Below are 16,790 nucleotides of genomic sequence, written 5' to 3'. Positions count from 1 at the left end.
GTTTGCTGTCTGGCGCGCTGGCAGCCATCCGCTCTGCGAACCTGCGCTGCACTACGGGTGCATGACAGCAGGCGTTCGCGGCAACCGAGTGACGCCAAGGCGACGGCGTTCGCGTGCGCCCGTGACGAGGGCCCGGTTCGGCGAATATCAGCGTCATCGCCGAAGAGCGACAGGCCGCCGGCCCGCCGTGGAACGTCGATCTGCTGCGCCGCCGTGGGCAACGGGCGGAGGTGAGCCACGCTGACTGCGTGGCCTGAAAGATTCAGCGCCGCCGTCGGTGCAGTCGCATCCGCCGAGACGGTGGCCGCGTAGCCTATGCCGATGAGCACCGCCATCAAGGGCCGCGGCGCCGGCAGCCACCTGCCGGGCCGCTTCGAACGGACCGTCAGCCAGGCCGAGGACGACGGCTGGCACCCCGACGACAGCGAGGAATTCGCCGCCCCGCGCCTGCGCACGCAGGTGAGCGAGGAGACCGCACGCAGCATCATCAGCCGCAACCAGTCGCCGGACGTGGGATTCGCGCAATCGGTGAACCCGTACCGCGGCTGCGAGCACGGCTGCAGCTACTGTTTCGCCCGCCCCAGCCACGCCTATCTGAACCTGTCGCCGGGGCTGGATTTCGAAACGCGCCTGTTCGCCAAGACCAATGCCCCGGAGCTGCTGCGCCGCGAACTGGCCAAGCCCGGCTACGTGCCCAGCCCGATCGCGCTGGGCATCAACACCGACGCCTACCAGCCGATCGAGCGCAAGCTGCAGCTGACCCGCCGCCTGATCGAGGTCTTCGCCGAGACCCGCCACCCGTTCTCGCTGATCACCAAGAACGCGCTGGTCGAGCGCGACCTGGACCTGCTGGCGCCGCTGGCCCGCGACAACCTGGTCAGCGTGCACTTCTCGGTGACCTCGCTGGACCCGCGGCTGTCGGCCAAGCTGGAGCCGCGCGCCTCGGCGCCGCACGCGCGGCTGCGGGCGATGCGGACCCTGCACGAGGCCGGCGTGCCGGTCGGGGTGATGGTGGCGCCGGTGATCCCATGGATCAACGACCACGCGCTGGAGGCGGTGCTGGAGGCGGCCCGCGAGTCCGGCGCCGAGTCTGCCGGCTACGTGCTGCTGCGCCTGCCGCACGAGGTGGCGCCGTTGTTCCGCGACTGGCTGCAGGCGCACCATCCCGACCGCGCTGCGCACGTGATGAGCACGGTGCAGCAGTTGCGCGGCGGCAAGGACTACGACAGCACCTTCGGCAAGCGGATGCGCGGCGAAGGGGTCTACGCCGACCTGCTGTCGCGGCGCTTCGCGCTGGCGCACAAGCGGCTGGGCTATGCCGAGTCCCCGCGCCGGCGCCTGGACTGCAGCCACTTCGTCAAACCGCTGCCGCCGCGCCCGCCGTCGCCGCAGGGCGTGTTGTTTTGAGCGGGGATTCGGGATTGGGGATTCGGGATTCGTAAAAGCGGCTTTCTTGGCAGCTGGTTTGCAGTGGCTGCGTCAGGCCGCCGTTGCGCCGCTCTTGCGAATCCCCAATCCCGAATTCCGAATTCCGAATCCCTGCCCCATTACGAATCCCCAATCCCTACTCCCGGCCGTACAACGCCTGCGCCGACTGAAACAGGATCCAGCTCGTCGCGATGAACTTGTCGCCGCGTTGCGGGCGGTTGCCGCGGTGGGTGTGGGTGAAGGCGGTAGGGGCGATCAGCAGGCTGCCGGCGCGCGGGACGATCTTGCGCTGCTGGAACAGGAACTCGGTCTCGCCCTCGTCGAAATCGTCGTTGAGGTACAGGGTCCACAGCAGGTGCCGGTGCAGGGTCTCGGCACTCGGATCGCGCGGGTACAGTTCGCAGTGCCAGTACGGATAGCCGCCCTCGCCCGCTTCGTACCACTGCAGGTTGATCGCGCCCGGGCGCAGGCAGGTGCGCGCCAGGTTGGACAGCGCGGCGTCGTCGAGCAGGGCGAAGTCGTCGGCGCCGAGCCGGTGCGGCTGGCCGTCGGCGCCGGGCACCTGCAGCATCAGCGGCGAGATCAGCGTCTGCGGGTACTTGCGCAGGTAGCCGAGCAGCCCGCCGAACACGGCCTGCTGCAGCCGCTGTTCCACGTCGCGCCATGGCTCCAGGCCGCTGATGCGCAGGTCGCGGCTGCGCTTGAGCTCGGGGAATACGCCGCTGCCGACCTCGCCGGGCCGCAACTGGGTGCTGCCGCGCAGGCGGCGCAGGATGGCGGCGCAGTCCTCGCGGGACATGGCGCCATCGAACACTTCGATGAAATCGGGATGCAGGTCGGACATCGCGCGACCTTACCAGCGATTTCGCAGGGTTGCAGCCGCGGCACGGCGGCTCCGTGCCACTGGCGCTCCGACGCGGCGGAACGCTCAGGCCAGCGGCGGCGGGTACGGATTGGCCTTGAGCAGGCGCGCCAGGTGCGCGGCGTTGCTGGCGGCGGTCTTGATGGTGTCGGCCAGCACCTTCGGCGTCTGTTTCAGGTCCTGGTAGTCGGTGCTGCCCATCGCCTCGCCGACCCAGTACGGCGGGCTGCCGGCGGCGACGCTGAAACCGAAGTCGGTCAGCCCCTGGTAGAGATCGGCGCTGACCTTGTGCGCGCCATCCTCGTTGCCCACCACCGCGACCATGGCCACGCGGTTGAAGGTCGGATACACGCCGTCGTCGCCGATTTCGCCGAGGAACGCATCCATGCGCTCCAGCACGCGCTGCGCCAGGCTCGAGGGATGACCGACCCAGATCGGCGTGGCCAGCACGAAGATGTCTGCGTCCAGCACGCGCTGGCGCAGCTGCGGCCAGGCATCGCCGTCGCCTTCGTCGGCACGTACGCCGGGGCGCACGTCGAAGTCGGCCACACGCGCCGAATCGCCCTGCACGCCGTGAGCGGCCAGTGCCTGCAGGATCTGATCCAGCAGGCGCTGGGTGGACGAGGGCGCAGTGCCGCGCTTGAGCGAGCAGTTCAGGCCGAAGGCGCGCAGGGACATTGTCCGACTCCGTCAGTAAAACCTCACTGTGGATCGGGCGCGATGGGCCTGACGTCGCGATGGCGTGCAAGGGTCGTGAGCGCTGCGGCACCGCAAACGCGCACCGAGCGCGTCGGGATCAGGCATGTGTCGATAGCGATCCGCCGCCGCGATCGCCCATCGCGCACCGAACTGGCGTGCGTGCGTTGTCGGTGGCTAGGAGCGCCTGGATGACCCGGGCGTGCCGCGGATCGCGATGCCCAGCAGCGCCAGCCACACCGCCAGCGCCAGCAGGGTCGGCAGCTCGAAGCGGCTGGAGTTGTACAGGGTGAAGCTGCGGGCGGCGAAGAACAGCAGCGTCCACAGCGCCAGGTTGACCAGCACGATCCGCCGCCGCCAGCGGTGGCGGGTGAACAGCGCGATGACGGTGGGCATCAGCGCGACCGGCGCGGTGGCGAAGAAGAACAGCACGACGAGGGTCTGGTTCATGGGTTCCTCCCGCCCGGGACGACCAAGTGCATGCGACGACCGCCGGCGGTCAACGCGCTCTGCTGTCGCCGGACGCCGCTACCCTACCGCAGCCAGGGCGTTAGGCAACCGCCGGCACGTCGCCAGCGGCGCAAAGGAGCGGTGTCGCAGCGGACGCACGGTCGTGGGTCATGACGAGCGCCGCTCCCGTGCCTCAGTGCGCCGCACTCGCTGGCCAGACCCGATCGACCAGGTCGCCGATTTCGATCGGCGACTGTTCGCCTTCCGCAGCACGCTGCCAGGCCGCTGGCGAAGGACCTTGGCGCTGGGTCGGCGGCGCGTCCCACAGCGTGACGTTGAGCGCGAACACCACCACACCGCCCTTGGCCTCGAATGGCGGTACCCGCTCCAGGGCGGTGACCAGCGTGTTCGCCAGCGCATCGGGCAGTGCAGGTGTCACATCCAGCCAGACCCGGGACCGGCCGCCTGGGCGGACCGCCACGGCCACGAAGCCGGCGGCCGGTCGGGGCGTGGCGACCGGCGCCAGTTCGCGCGACGCCGTGGCATTCAGCGCTTTCACATATGCCGCCAGGTCTTCGACGCTCTCGGCGCGATCGCGCATCACCGATTCGGGCTGCAGCAGCATGAGGTTCTGCATGCGAAAGGGTTCGGCAGCCGACAGCGTTCCGCTCGACATCATCGCCACCAGCATCAGGCACCAGCGCATCGGAACCTCCCTGTTCGTCTCGATCGGCGCATCCTGCCGCATCGCCGCGCGCCCGGCCAGGGGCGCGGCAAGCGTCGGGGATCAGTACAGCAGATCGACGTAGTGGATCTTCTTCGCGCCGAAACCGCCACAGCCCTCGCTGGTCGTGTACTGCAGCACGACCTGGGTCCTGGACGTGGCGGCGGAGAGGATGGCCGAATACTTTTCCTTGGCGATGGCGTCCGCGGAAAAATCGATCACCCAGCGCCCATCGGACGCGCACTCGTTGTTGGTCGGCTGGTTCTCCAGCCAGACCGAAGCGTAGTTGGATTCGACCACGACGCGGGTGATCTTCCCCTGCTGCGTGGTGTCGGCACAGGCCACACCCGAGACGAGCAGCAGCAACAGCCCGAAGACATGTTTCATTGCATTTCCCCTGTTTGAGTTTTCTGCCGCCATCGGCGCCGTGGCAGTGAGCGCACACCATCGCGTCAAGACCGCCCCAAAGCGACGGCGCCGCTACAGGACGATCCCGCCCAATCGCAATGCGCCGCCTGTAGCGGCCTCCCCCTTGTACCCACCGCGACCATGCCGGCGATGCGGCACCAAGGATACGGCAGCGCTGGCGACAGCCGCCATCGTCCAGGGCCCCGGACGCGCGGCTGCCGTGCCACCGCGCTCAGCCGTGGCGGCTGTCGTGCTCCAGGTGATACCGCACCGCCTCGGCCACTTCGTTCTTCGAGCCCAGGAACACCGGCACGCGCTGGTGCAGCTGTTCCGGCTGCAGGCCAAGGATGCGTGCGCGGCCGGTGCTGGCGGCGCCGCCGGCCTGCTCCACCAGCATGCCCATCGGGTTGGCTTCGTACATCAGCCGCAGCTTGCCGGCCTTGCCCGGATCCTTCTTGTCCCACGGGTAGATGAAGATGCCGCCGCGGGTGAGGATGCGGTGCACGTCGGCGACCATGCTGGCGATCCAGCGCATGTTGAAGTTCTTGCCGCGCACGCCTTCGCTGCCGGCCAGCAGGTCGGCCACGTACTGCTGCATCGGCGCTTCCCAATGGCGTTGGTTGGACATGTTGATCGCGAACTCGGCGGTGTCCTCGGGGATGCGCATGTCGGCCTGTGTCAGCAGGAAGCTGCCCTCCTCGCGCTCCAGGGTGAAGGCGTGGGTGCCGTGGCCCAGGGTCAGCACCAGCATCGTGCTGGGGCCGTAGATGCAGTAGCCGGCGGCGACCTGCGCGGTACCCGGCTGCAGGAAGTGTTCGTCGCCGGGCTTGTCGGTGCCGGGCGGTGCGCGCAGCACCGAGAAGATGGTGCCGACCGAGACGTTGACGTCGATGTTGGAGCTGCCGTCCAGCGGATCGAACAGCAGCAGGAAATCGCCGCTGGGGTACTTGTCGGGCACCGGCTGGCAGTGGTCCATCTCTTCGGAGGCGCAGGCGGCGAGGTGGCCGCCCCAGGCGTTGGCTTCGAGCAGGATGTCGTTGCTGAGCACGTCCAGCTTCTTCTGCGCTTCGCCCTGCACGTTGCCGGTGCCGGCGTCGCCGAGCACGCCGCCGAGGGCGCCCTTGCTGACCGCGATGGAGATGCGCTTGCAGGCGCGGGACACGATCGTGATGAGCTGGCGCAGCTCCGGGCCGATACGCCCGGCATGCTGTTCTTCGATCAGGAAGCGGGTCAGCGACGTTCGCGACATGGGCAGGACGGCCTTGCGTGAGAAGGGGGCCGCCATTGTCGCGGGTTGCGCCGCAGATTTCGATCAACGGTGTTCCGCGACCATGCCGGCGCGGGCCGACACGGCCGCCATGCAGGCGCAAAAAAAGCCGGAAGCGCAGGCGCTTCCGGCTCGATGCGGGACCGTGGGGCTCAGCCCTTGTGCACGGTCGCCACGGCCTGGGTCACGTAGTCCAGGTTCTTCTGGCTCAGCGCGGCCACGCAGATGCGGCCGGTGCCGACCGCGTAGATGCCGAACTCCTCGCGCAGCCGGTCCACCTGCGCCTTGCTCAGGCCCGAGTAGGAGAACATGCCGGCCTGCTGCTGGATGAAGCCGAACTCCGGCGCGCCGAGGGCGGCCAGCTTCTGCACCATGCCGGCGCGCAGGGCGTGGATGCGCTCGCGCATCTCGGTCAGCTCCTGCTCCCACATCGCGCGCAGCTCCGGGCTGTTGAGCACCCCGGCGACCAGCGCGGCGCCGTGCGTGGACGGGCTGGAGTAGATGGTGCGGATGATGCGCTTGACCTGCGACTGCACCGCCTTGCTCTCGGCGGCATTGGCCGAGACCACCGACAGCGCGCCGACGCGCTCGCCGTACAGCGAGAACGACTTGGAGTAGGAACTGGCGACCACGTAGTTGTCGATGCCGACCTCGGCCAGCAGGCGCACCGCGTAGGCGTCGGCGTCGATGCCCTTGTCGAAGCCCTGGTAGGCGATGTCCACGAACGGGAACAGGTTGCGTTCCTTCAGCAGCTCGGCCACGGTGCGCCACTGCGCCTTGCTCAGGTCGGCGCCGGTCGGGTTGTGGCAGCACGCGTGCAGCAGCACCACGCTGCCGGGGGCGAGCTGGCGCAGGTCGGCGAGCATGCCGTCGAAGTTCAGGCCGTGGCTGGCCGGATCGAAGTAGGTGTACTCGACCACGTCGAAGCCGGCGGCACCGAACACCGCGCGGTGGTTCTCCCAGCTCGGGTTGCTGATGGCGATGGTGGAGGTGGACAGCAGCTTCTTCAGCAGGTCCGCGCCCACGCGCAGCGCACCGCTGCCGCCGATGGTCTGCGAGGTGGCGACGCGGCCGGCGGCCAGCAGCGGCGACTCGGCGCCGAACAGCAGCTTCTGCGTGGCCAGGTCGTAGGCCGGCAGGCCGTCGATCGGCAGGTAGCCGCGCGGCCTGGCGTCCTGCGCCAGTTGCTGTTCGATCTGCTGCACCGCGCGCAGCAGCGGGATGCGGCCGTTTTCGTCGTAGTAGATGCCCACGCCCAAGTTGACCTTGGTCGGGCGGGAGTCGGCGTTGTAGGCCTCGGTCAGGCCCAGGATCGGGTCGCCTGGGACCTGTTCCACGTTTGCAAAGAAGGACACGGCGGTACTCGTTCGGTGGCGGAGGTGGGGGCCGGAAGGACCGGAGCCGGCGCGGTCAAACACCTCATCCTAACAAACGCTGCCGCGCTTGGCCGGGTGCGGCCGGGCGGCAGTTGGGCGATGATGGGCCATGTCATCTTCCCTGCCCTCCGCCCTGCTCTGCGGGGCCTGCGCCCTGGCGCTGTCGCCCCTGGTCCACGCCGCTCCCGACGGGTATCCGGCCACCACCTTGCCAGTGCTCCAGGTCCAGGCCGCCCGCGTCGGCGGCGTGGCCGATTTCGACCTGCCGGCGTCGCTGACCACCACCGGCCTGGGCGACAGCGACCGCCTCGGCGTGCAGGCCTCCGAGGCCCTGGCCGGGATACCCGGCCTGCTCGCGCGCGACCGCCAGAACTACGCGCAGGACACCCAGCTGTCGATCCGTGGCTTCGGCGCGCGCTCGGCGTTCGGCGTGCGCGGCGTGCGCCTGCTGCTGGACGGCATCCCGGCGACGATGCCGGACGGCCAGGGCCAGCTGTCCAACTTCAACCTGTTCGGCAGCGAGCGCGTCGAGGTGCTGCGCGGGCCGTTCTCGGCGCTGTACGGCAACTCCTCCGGCGGCGTGGTGCAGCTGTGGAGCGCCGACGGCCAGCCGGACGATCCGTGGCGGTTGCGCAGCGCGATCGGCAGCCACGGCACCGCCGCCCTCAGCGCGCAGGCGCTGGGCCAGCAGGGCGACGTCCACTACAACCTGGCGGCCACCCATTTCAGCACCGACGGCTACCGCGACCACAGCCACGCCCAGCGCACCACCTTCAACGCCAAGATCGGCATCGATTTGGCGCCCGGGCGGCGCCTGGACCTGCTGCTCAACGCGCTGGAGGCACCCGACGCGCAGGATCCGCTCGGCCTGAGCCGGGCCCAGGTCGCCGCCGACCCGCGCCAGGCCACCGCCGCCGCCGCCCAGTTCGATACCCGCAAGTCCACCCGCCAGGTACAGGCCGGCGCGATCTTCACCCAGCAGGTGGACCAGCAGACCTGGCGGCTGATGGGCTACGCCGGGCGCCGCGACGTCACCCAATACCTCTCGGTCCCGGTGGGCGCGCAGAGCAACCCGCTCAATGCCGGCGGCGTGATCGACCTGGACGGCGACTACGGCGGCCTCGACGCGCGCTGGGCCTGGCAGAGCGAACTGGGCGGCCGCCCGTTCCAGTTCACCGTCGGCGCCAATGCCGACCGCCAGCAACAGCACCGCACCGGCTACGAGAACTTCGTCGGCAGCACGCTCGGGGTGAAGGGCCGGCTGCGCCGCGACCAGCAGGACCGGGTGGAGAATGTGGACCAGTTCGCCCAGGCCTGGTGGCAGTTCGCCGAGCGCTGGTCGCTGCTGGCCGGACTGCGCCATAGCCAGGTGCGGTTCCGCTCGAACGATGCCTACATCGTCGGCCGCAATCCCGACGACAGCGGCCGCACCGACTATGCGGCGACCACGCCGGTGGCCGGGCTGGTGTTCCGCGTCACCGACGACCTGCGGCTCTACGCCTCGGCCGGGCGCGGATTCGAGACCCCGACCTTCAACGAACTGGGCTACCGCCGCGACGGCGGCGCCGGCCTGGCGCTGGACCTGGCCGCCGCGCGCAGCCAGAACCTGGAACTGGGCGCGAAGTGGCGCAACGCCGCCGGTGCCAGTTGGGACGCGGCGCTGTTCCGCGCCACCACCGAGGACGAGCTGGCGGTGGCCAGCAACATCAACGGCCGCAGCACCTACCGCAACATCGGCCGCACCCGCCGCCAGGGCGCCGAGACCAGCCTGACCCTGCCGCTGGGCGCCAGCGCGCAACTGCAGGTGGCCTACACCTGGCTGCAGGCGACGGTGCGCCAGGCCTACCTGACCTGCGCCAGCAGCGGCTGCGCGACGCCGACCGCGGTGGTGGCCGCCGGCACGCGCCTGCCCGGCGTGCCGCAACAGCAACTGTTCGCGCGCTGGCAGTGGCAGCCGCGCGCCTGGCAATTCGCGGTGGAGGGCGTGGCCGCCGGCGACACCGTGGTCAACGACCTGGCCAGCGAGGCCGCGCCCGGCTACGCCCTGCTCAACCTGGAAGCGGCGCGACGCTGGCCGACCGCGCACGGCACCCTGCGCACCTTCGCGCGCATCGACAACGCGTTCGATCGCCGCTACATCGGCTCGGTCATCGTCAACGACGGCAATGGCCGTTACTACGAGCCGGGCCCCGACCGCAGCTACACGGTCGGCTTGCAGTGGGACTTGCCGCACTAGCCGCGAACGCCTGCCGGTCGGGCTAGGCTTTCGCTCGCGGCTGCGTGGCGAGGCAGCTGCGCACCTGCTTGGTTCTGGCGACCACTCGGCGACAGCCTGCCGCAGCTGTACGCCGATGGCGGTCGATGCGTCCAACAGCATCTGCACCTGTCGAACTATGGCAAGTGCGAGGCGCAGATGCAGTGCGAGGCGAACGCGATAGCGGCACTGCGGGAGAAGGCGCCTGGCGGCCTCGTGTGAATCATCGGAGGCGATGCCACGCCTGGCTTGAGCGAACGCCAGGTGCCGCGTGTCTACACGCTGCGCCGCGCAGGCAAGTCGTCTACCAAACGCACTGCACCTGTCTACGCGAACCGGCGGCGGACGCTGGCGGCGTTCTTCGCGGCGGCGCTAGCGTAATGCCACCCCCGCAGGCCGCTACGCCCCTCCAGGAGACGCACCATGAGCACATCCGACGACAGCCGCGACAACGCCGGCATCAAGAGCAAACCCGCGCTGGCCGAAGGCGTCAGCGCCACGCCGTACCAAGGCACCTTCACGGTGGTCAATTGCACCGGCCAGACGATCAACAACGTCAGCGTCAAGCACACCTGCGGCAACTACATGGATCCGGCCGCTTCGGCGTCGCTGCCGGCGGGCGGTACGATCGCCTCCGTGCCGCTGCGGGCGCAGACCGGCTCCAGCGACTACTGGAACCTGTCGTTCCAGATGAGCGATGGCAGCTCGCGTAGCCGCAACAGCAAGCAATGCAACTACGTGCAGAGCGATGCGCCGGGGACCTGCATCATCGCGCTGTACGCCAGCAGCTTCAGTGTGCTGACGCCAGTCAGCTCACCGTGCATGAACAACAGCTACGACTGAGCGATGCAGGCCCCGCCGCTGCTGTCGCGACGCCGGCAGCGGCAGGGCATCGCCCGCGGTGGCGAGCGTGCGCCTCGCCATGCAGCGTCCGGGCGCGGCGACATCGCGACCGCCGCCTGCATCAACTGCGCATGATCGATACGCCGCCGTCGACCAGCATCGCGCTGCCGGTCACGAACGCGGCCTCGTCCGAGGCCAGGAACAGTGCGGCCCGCGCCAGCTCGTCCGGCTGCGCCAGGCGCTTGAGCGCATGCAGCTGCGCGACCTGCGCCAGCGCTTCCGGCGTGCCGTTCATCGCCTCCGCCATCGGTGTGTGCGTGCCGCCGGGCAGCAAGGCGTTGACCCGGATCGCCTGCGGTCCGAACTCCGCTGCCAGCGCCTGGGTCAGGCCGATCAGGCCGGCCTTGCTGGCGGCATAGGAGGCGGTGCACGGGAAGCCGACGGTGTGGCCGACGAAGGTCGAGGTGAAGATCAGCGATCCGCCGCCGCGTGCCAGCATCGCCGGAATCTGATGCTTGGCGCCGAAGAATGCGCCGCTGAGATTGGTATCCAGCGCGTCGCGCCAGGCCTGCGCCTGCAGCTGCGTGGTCGGCACCAAGGTGCCCAGGGTGCCGGCATTGTTGAAGCCGATGTCCAGGCCACCGAAGCGCGTGTTCGCCAGCGCCACCAACGCCTGCGCATAGGCCTCCTCGCGGACGTCGCCGGCCAGCCACGCGGCCTGGCCGCCGGCGTCCTCGATCTCAGCGGCGAGCGTCTGCAGCAGCGCGCCGCGGCGCGCGCCGAGCACCACGCAGGCGCCTTCGCGTGCGAACAGATGCGCGGCGGCGTGGCCGATGCCGGAACTGGCGCCGGTGATGAGCGCGATCTTGCCGTGCAAGCGTTGCATGTGAAGCTCCATGGTGGCGAAGGAGCCTGGAGCATCGCCGGCCCCACCGCGCACTGCTCGCCGTGTTCGGACGCGGCAGTCGCGGGCCGATGTGTACCGCCCGAAAGACACGTTGGGTGTGAGAGCGACGGTCAACCGTGACGCGGCGCTCTGCGGGGGCTGTCGCGGCTCGGCAAGAAACGCGGTTGTCCTGTAGGAGCGCCTTTTAGCCGCGACTGGCATGCCCGATCAGGTCACGTCGCGGCTGAAGCCGCTCCTACGAGACGTGCGCCGTCGACGATCGCGCGGCGCAGCCGGAGACAGCGAAACGCGATCTCAGTGCGTCCCCAGCTGCAGCCGTCGGTACAGCGTGCTGCGGCTGATGCCGAGCCGGCGTGCGGCCTGCGAGACGTTGCCGGCGCAGGCGTCCAGCGCCTGGCGCATGGCCTGCAGCGCCAGGCTGTCGAGGTCGGCGGACGGCAGCGGTGGCGGTGCGACGTGGGTACCGCCCTGCTTCGCCGCGTGCACGCCGGGCAGGTAGGCCGGCAAGGCGTCGGTATCGACCAGCGCATCCGCTTCGCTCAACGCCACCAGGGTGCGCAGGCACGCCACCAGCTGGCGCAGATTGCCCGGCCACGCGTAGGCGCCCAGCGTCGCCAGGGCTGTCTCGGTCAGGCGCCTGCCCTGCCCCAGCCGCGCCCACAGCTCGGCGACGAGCGCGCGTCGGTCCGGATGCGCACGCAGCGCCGGAATCTGCACGCAGTGGTGGGCGATGCGGTAGTACAGATCGGGTCGGAAGCGCTGCTCGGCCATCGCCGTGTCCAGGTCGCGGTGGGTGGCGCAGACCAGGGCGAAATCCAGCTTCACCGGCTTGCCGCCGCCCAGCGGCAACAGTTCGCGTTCCTGCAGCACGCGCAGCAGCCGCGGCTGCAGGGCCAGCGGCATGTCGCCGATCTCGTCCAGGAACAGCACGCCGCCATCGGCCTGGCGCAACAGCCCCGGATTGCCGTGCTTGCGCGCGCCGGTGAAGGCGCCGTCCTCGTAGCCGAACAGTTCCGCCTCGATCAGCCCTTCCGGCAGTGCCGCACAATTGACCGCCACGAACGGGCGCCCGGCGCGGGCGCTGCGCCGGTGCAGCTCGCGCGCGAACACTTCCTTGCCGGTGCCGGTCTCGCCCTGCACCAGCACCGGCAGTTGCGCGTCGAGCACGCGCCGCGCGCGTTCCAGCGCCAGCTCCTGTGCCGCATCGAACAGCGGCGCGTCGGACGCTGCCGCCGCCGAAGGCCGCGATGACGCGGTCACGGTGATCGGCGCCTGCTGCGGGCGCCGCCGCGGGCGGTCGTCGGCCGGGCTGTCGATGCGTCCGTGCAGCGCCCGCCCCTGCAGGTCGAACACGCTGCCCTGCTGGCGCAGCCGCGACAGCGGCTCCTCGAACAGCGCTTCGTAGGGCGCGCGGCCGAGCTCGTGGCGCTCCAGCCCGAACAGCCGCAACCCGGCCTGGTTGGCGGCCACCAAGCGGCCGTTTCGGAACGCCAGCAGCGCTTCGCGCGCCGTGCCGAGCAGCGCCGGGTCGTGATGCACGCGCAGCAGTTCGCAGCCGGGAATGCCGTCGTCGAAATAGCGGTGTTCGATGTTGGCCACCGCCATCCGCGCCAGTGCCAGCGCATGCATGTGCTGCACGCTGGCGTCGCCGGAGATGTCGAGCACGCCGGCCAGGGCGCCGTATGGATCGAAGATCGGCACCGCAGCGCAACTGAGGATCTGGTGCGGGGCGAAGTAGTGCTCGCCACCGCGCACTTCCACCGAGCGGCTCTCGACGATGGCGGTGCCGATCGCATTGGTGCCGACCTGGGTTTCGCTCCAGCACGCGCCAGGCATCAGCGCCACCCTGCCCGCCTTGTCGAGGAAGCGCGGGCTGCCTTCGGCGTCGAGGATCCAGCCGGCCTCGTCGGTGAGCAGCACGATGCTGCCGGTGGCCGCGGCGTCGCCGGCCAGGCCTTCCAGCTCGGCGCGTGCCAGCCGCCACAGGCGCTCGTGCGCCTCGCGCAGGGCGCGCAGGCGCGAGGCTTCCAGCGGTTCGATCGCCGGTTTCGCGTCCGCGGCCAGGCCCAGGCGCTGGCAGCGCTGCCACGACTGCAGGATGGTGTCGGGCACCTGCCCGACCGGCGCGCCGCCGCGTTCGAAGAAGGCCCGGCGGGCCTGGCCGAGTTGGTGTTGCGAGGGATGCTGCGCCATGTCCGGCTCCGCTGTCGCAGATTGCGACACCTGGTGATACGGGTGTTCCGATAAACAGCACATCCGCCGGCGCGGCGCAATCGACAGACGTGACGCGACGCAGCAAAACCGCACGGGGTGCGTCGGTATGTCGCGGTGCGACCGCGTGACGCGGCGCAGCACGCAAAACCTGGCATCGGACTTGCGCACATGCCGCTACCGGACGGCCCTGCCCGTCCTTTCCGACCGCCGAAGGAGAACACCATGAACGCCGTCAGCACCGCCAAGCCGCATGCCACCGATCCGCAGTCCATCTTCAAGTCGCGCTACGGCAACTTCATCGGCGGCAAGTGGGTGGAGCCGAAGAGCGGGCAGTACTTCGACAACAGCACGCCGATCACCGGCAAGGTGTTCACCGCGGTGGCGCGCTCCAACGCCGAGGACATCGAGGCGGCGCTGGACGCCGCGCACGCCGCCAAGGACGCCTGGGGCAAGAGCTCCAGCACCGAGCGCAGCAACGTGCTGCTGAAGATCGCCGACCGCATCGAGCAGAACCTGGAGCTGCTGGCCTATGCCGAGACCTGGGACAACGGCAAGCCGGTGCGCGAAACCCTCAATGCCGACGTGCCGTTGTGCGTGGACCACTTCCGCTACTTCGCCGGCGCGGTGCGCGCGCAGGAAGGCGGCATCTCCGAGATCGACCACGACATCATCGCCTACCACTTCCACGAACCGCTCGGCGTGGTCGGGCAGATCATCCCGTGGAACTTCCCGCTGCTGATGGCGTGCTGGAAGCTGGCGCCGGCGCTGGCCGCGGGCAATTGCGTGGTGATGAAGCCGGCCGAGCAGACCCCGGCCTCGATCCTGGTGCTGATGGAGGTGATCGGCGACCTGCTGCCGCCGGGCGTGCTCAACGTGGTCAACGGGTTCGGCCTGGAAGCGGGCAAGCCGCTGGCCAGCAACCCGCGCATCGCCAAGATCGCCTTCACCGGCGAGACCACCACCGGCCGGCTGATCATGCAGTACGCCAGCCAGAACCTGATCCCGGTGACGCTGGAGCTGGGCGGCAAGTCGCCCAACATCTTCTTCGCCGACGTGATGGCCGAGGACGACGATTTCCTCGACAAGGCGGTGGAAGGTTTCGTGCTGTTCGCCTTCAACCAGGGCGAGGTGTGCACCTGTCCGTCGCGCGCGCTGATCCAGGAATCGATCTACGAGCGCTTCATGGAGAAGGTGCTCAAGCGGGTGGCGGCGATCAAGCAGGGCAACCCGCTCGATCCCAACACCATGGTCGGCGCGCAGGCCTCCGGCGAGCAGTTGGAGAAGATCCTGTCCTACATCGATATCGGCAAGCAGGAAGGTGCCGAGGTGCTGATTGGCGGCGAACGCAACGCGCTGGATGGCGAACTGGCCGGCGGCTTCTACGTCAAGCCGACGGTGTTCAAGGGCCACAACAAGATGCGCGTGTTCCAGGAGGAGATCTTCGGCCCGGTGGTGTCGGTGACCACCTTCAAGGACGAGGCGGACGCGCTGGCGATCGCCAACGACACGCTGTACGGGCTCGGCGCCGGCGTGTGGAGCCGCGATGCCGCGCGGCTGTACCGCATGGGCCGCGCGATCCAGGCCGGCCGGGTGTGGACCAACTGCTACCACGCCTATCCGGCGCATGCCGCGTTCGGCGGCTACAAGCAGTCGGGCATCGGCCGCGAGAACCACAAGATGATGCTCGACCACTACCAGCAGACCAAGAACCTGCTGGTCAGCTACTCGCCGAAGGCGCTGGGCTTCTTCTGACCCGCCGGGCAGGGCGGCGGCACGCTGCCGGCGTGCCGTCGTCCGCTCGCGAACTGATCTGGATCAAGGCACTCCGTCGCCGGTCGCGCGATGGTGACAGGACCCGTTTTTCTCAGGAGCGTTGCGATGGACAAGACGATGAAAGCCGCCGTGGTGCGTGAGTTCGGCAAGCCATTGGTGATCGAGGAAGTGACGGTGCCGCGGCCGCAGGCCGGCGACATCCTGGTCAAGATCGAAGCCTGCGGCGTATGCCATACCGACCTGCATGCGGCCGAGGGCGACTGGCCGGTGAAGCCGAACCCGCCGTTCATCCCCGGCCACGAGGGCGTGGGTCATGTGGTGGCGGTCGGCGCCGGCGTGGACCACGTCAGGGAAGGCGATCGCGTCGGCATTCCGTGGCTGTACTCGGCCTGCGGCCATTGCGAGCATTGCCTGGGCGGCTGGGAAACCCTGTGCGAGGCGCAGCAGAACACCGGCTACTCGGTCAACGGCGGCTTCGCCGAATACGCCCTGGCCAATGCCAACTACGTCGGCCACCTGCCGAAGAACATCGGCTTCGTCGAGGTCGCGCCGATCCTGTGCGCCGGCGTCACCGTGTACAAGGGCCTGAAGGTCACCGACACCAAGCCCGGCAACTGGGTGGTGATCTCCGGCATCGGCGGTCTCGGCCACATGGCGGTGCAGTACGCCAAGGCGATGGGCCTGAACGTGGCCGCGGTCGACGTGGACGACGCCAAGCTGGCGCTGGCCACGCGCCTGGGCGCGACGGTGACGGTGAATGCGCGCACCACCGATCCGGTGGCGTACCTGAAGAAGGAAATCGGCGGTGCGCATGGTGCGCTGGTCACTGCGGTGTCGCCGAAGGCGTTCGAGCAGGCCATCGGCATGGTCCGCCGCGGCGGCACCGTCTCGCTCAACGGCTTGCCGCCGGGCCAGTTCCCGCTGGACATCTTCGGCATGGTGCTCAACGGCGTGACCGTGCGCGGCTCGATCGTCGGCACCCGCCTGGACCTGCAGGAATCGCTGGAGTTCGCCGAGCAGGGCAAGGTCGCCGCGACCGTGGCCACCGACACCCTGGACAACGTCAACGACGTGTTCGCGCGCATGCATGCCGGCAAGATCGAAGGCCGCATCGTGCTGGACATGGCCGCCTGATGGACGCGCCCGCGCCCGCCGCCGCGCTGCCGCCGCAGGTGCTGGCGACGCTGCCGGCCCTGCAGCTGATCGCGAAACTGCGGGCGCGGCACGGCGCGCTGCTGTTCCACCAGTCCGGCGGCTGCTGCGACGGTTCCTCGCCGATGTGCTATCCGCAGGACGACTTCATCGTCGGCGACCGCGACGTGCTGCTTGGCGAAATCGGCGAGGCGCCGTTCTACATCAGCCCGTCGCAGTTCGCCTACTGGAAACACACCCAGCTGATCATCGACGTCGTCCCCGGCCGCGGCGGCATGTTCTCGCTGGAGAACGGCGAGGGCGTGCGCTTCCTGGTGCGCTCGCGGTTGTTCAGCGGCAGCGAGTACGCCGCGCTGGAGGCGGCGGGGAAGGTGTAGTGGACTGTAGGAGCGGCTTCAGCCGCGATGGGCGTTCCCGGGAACGCCCATCGCGGCTG

15 protein-coding genes are annotated in these 16,790 nt (G+C 69.5%); 6 read left to right on the top strand and 9 right to left on the bottom strand.

The annotated features are described in order from the left end of the window. The first annotated feature begins 321 nt into the window (after window positions 1-321). Window positions 322-1,407: a PA0069 family radical SAM protein gene (locus PIQ37_RS17055; RefSeq protein ID WP_342074374.1), complete on the top strand. Its 1,086-nt coding sequence runs from the start codon at window positions 322-324 to the stop codon at window positions 1,405-1,407. A 157-nt stretch (window positions 1,408-1,564) separates the two neighbouring features. Here the strand turns inward: PIQ37_RS17055 and PIQ37_RS17050 are convergent, their stop codons facing one another. The 7 genes from PIQ37_RS17050 to PIQ37_RS17020 form a co-directional block, all read right to left on the bottom strand. Further along, a complete protein-coding gene (locus tag PIQ37_RS17050; RefSeq protein ID WP_017911286.1) occupies window positions 1,565-2,272 on the bottom strand; it encodes a 2OG-Fe(II) oxygenase in 708 nt (235 codons plus the stop codon). A gap of 84 nt (window positions 2,273-2,356) precedes the next feature. Beyond that, the gene (locus tag PIQ37_RS17045) at window positions 2,357-2,968 is read right to left on the bottom strand and encodes a flavodoxin family protein (RefSeq protein ID WP_152236791.1); all 612 of its coding nucleotides are present in this window, start codon (window positions 2,966-2,968) and stop codon (window positions 2,357-2,359) included. Window positions 2,969-3,163: 195 nt separating this feature from the next. After that, window positions 3,164-3,436, bottom strand: a complete 273-nt coding sequence (locus tag PIQ37_RS17040; RefSeq protein ID WP_150410045.1) for a hypothetical protein — start codon at window positions 3,434-3,436, stop codon at window positions 3,164-3,166. A 193-nt stretch (window positions 3,437-3,629) separates the two neighbouring features. Next, complete coding sequence (locus PIQ37_RS17035) at window positions 3,630-4,142, bottom strand: hypothetical protein (RefSeq protein ID WP_342074373.1); 513 nt, start codon at window positions 4,140-4,142, stop codon at window positions 3,630-3,632. 81 nt (window positions 4,143-4,223) lie between these two features. Beyond that, complete coding sequence (locus PIQ37_RS17030) at window positions 4,224-4,547, bottom strand: hypothetical protein (protein WP_017910080.1); 324 nt, start codon at window positions 4,545-4,547, stop codon at window positions 4,224-4,226. A gap of 253 nt (window positions 4,548-4,800) precedes the next feature. Continuing rightward, window positions 4,801-5,817: a class 1 fructose-bisphosphatase gene (locus tag PIQ37_RS17025; protein ID WP_160963685.1), complete on the bottom strand. Its 1,017-nt coding sequence runs from the start codon at window positions 5,815-5,817 to the stop codon at window positions 4,801-4,803. A gap of 170 nt (window positions 5,818-5,987) precedes the next feature. Continuing rightward, window positions 5,988-7,190, bottom strand: coding sequence for an amino acid aminotransferase (locus PIQ37_RS17020; protein WP_342074372.1), 1,203 nt, complete (start codon window positions 7,188-7,190; stop codon window positions 5,988-5,990). Window positions 7,191-7,320: 130 nt separating this feature from the next. On the opposite strand from PIQ37_RS17020, the gene PIQ37_RS17015 reads away from it, so the two are divergent. Together PIQ37_RS17015 and PIQ37_RS17010 are read left to right on the top strand one after the other, a co-directional pair. Continuing rightward, window positions 7,321-9,447, top strand: coding sequence for a TonB-dependent receptor family protein (locus tag PIQ37_RS17015; protein WP_342074371.1), 2,127 nt, complete (start codon window positions 7,321-7,323; stop codon window positions 9,445-9,447). A gap of 441 nt (window positions 9,448-9,888) precedes the next feature. Continuing rightward, the gene (locus tag PIQ37_RS17010; RefSeq protein WP_342074370.1) at window positions 9,889-10,308 is read left to right on the top strand and encodes a hypothetical protein; all 420 of its coding nucleotides are present in this window, start codon (window positions 9,889-9,891) and stop codon (window positions 10,306-10,308) included. A gap of 121 nt (window positions 10,309-10,429) precedes the next feature. Here the strand turns inward: PIQ37_RS17010 and PIQ37_RS17005 are convergent, their stop codons facing one another. Both PIQ37_RS17005 and PIQ37_RS17000 read right to left on the bottom strand, forming a co-directional pair. Continuing rightward, window positions 10,430-11,194 carry an SDR family oxidoreductase gene (locus PIQ37_RS17005; RefSeq protein ID WP_342074369.1) on the bottom strand — a complete coding sequence of 255 codons (765 nt, stop codon included), beginning with the start codon at window positions 11,192-11,194 and terminating at the stop codon, window positions 10,430-10,432. Window positions 11,195-11,509: 315 nt separating this feature from the next. After that, on the bottom strand, window positions 11,510-13,408 hold the full coding sequence (locus PIQ37_RS17000) for a sigma-54-dependent Fis family transcriptional regulator (protein WP_342074368.1): 1,899 nt from the start codon (window positions 13,406-13,408) through the stop codon (window positions 11,510-11,512). A 243-nt stretch (window positions 13,409-13,651) separates the two neighbouring features. Between PIQ37_RS17000 and adh the strand changes: the two genes are divergently transcribed. The 3 genes from adh to PIQ37_RS16985 all read left to right on the top strand — a co-directional run bounded on the left by adh (window position 13,652) and on the right by PIQ37_RS16985 (window position 16,731). After that, window positions 13,652-15,181: an aldehyde dehydrogenase gene (gene adh, locus PIQ37_RS16995; RefSeq protein ID WP_342074367.1), complete on the top strand. Its 1,530-nt coding sequence runs from the start codon at window positions 13,652-13,654 to the stop codon at window positions 15,179-15,181. 126 nt (window positions 15,182-15,307) lie between these two features. After that, complete coding sequence (gene adhP / locus PIQ37_RS16990) at window positions 15,308-16,336, top strand: alcohol dehydrogenase AdhP (RefSeq protein WP_148828231.1); 1,029 nt, start codon at window positions 15,308-15,310, stop codon at window positions 16,334-16,336. Beyond that, a complete protein-coding gene (locus PIQ37_RS16985; protein ID WP_342074366.1) occupies window positions 16,336-16,731 on the top strand; it encodes a DUF779 domain-containing protein in 396 nt (131 codons plus the stop codon). The genes adhP and PIQ37_RS16985 overlap by 1 nt, the downstream gene beginning before the upstream one ends. The last annotated feature ends 59 nt before the right edge of the window (window positions 16,732-16,790 follow it).

The sequence above is a fragment of the Xanthomonas protegens genome (assembly GCF_038442435.1).
Lineage (GTDB): Bacteria > Pseudomonadota > Gammaproteobacteria > Xanthomonadales > Xanthomonadaceae > Xanthomonas_A > Xanthomonas_A sontii.
This window is presented reverse-complemented; position numbering and strand designations above follow the sequence as displayed.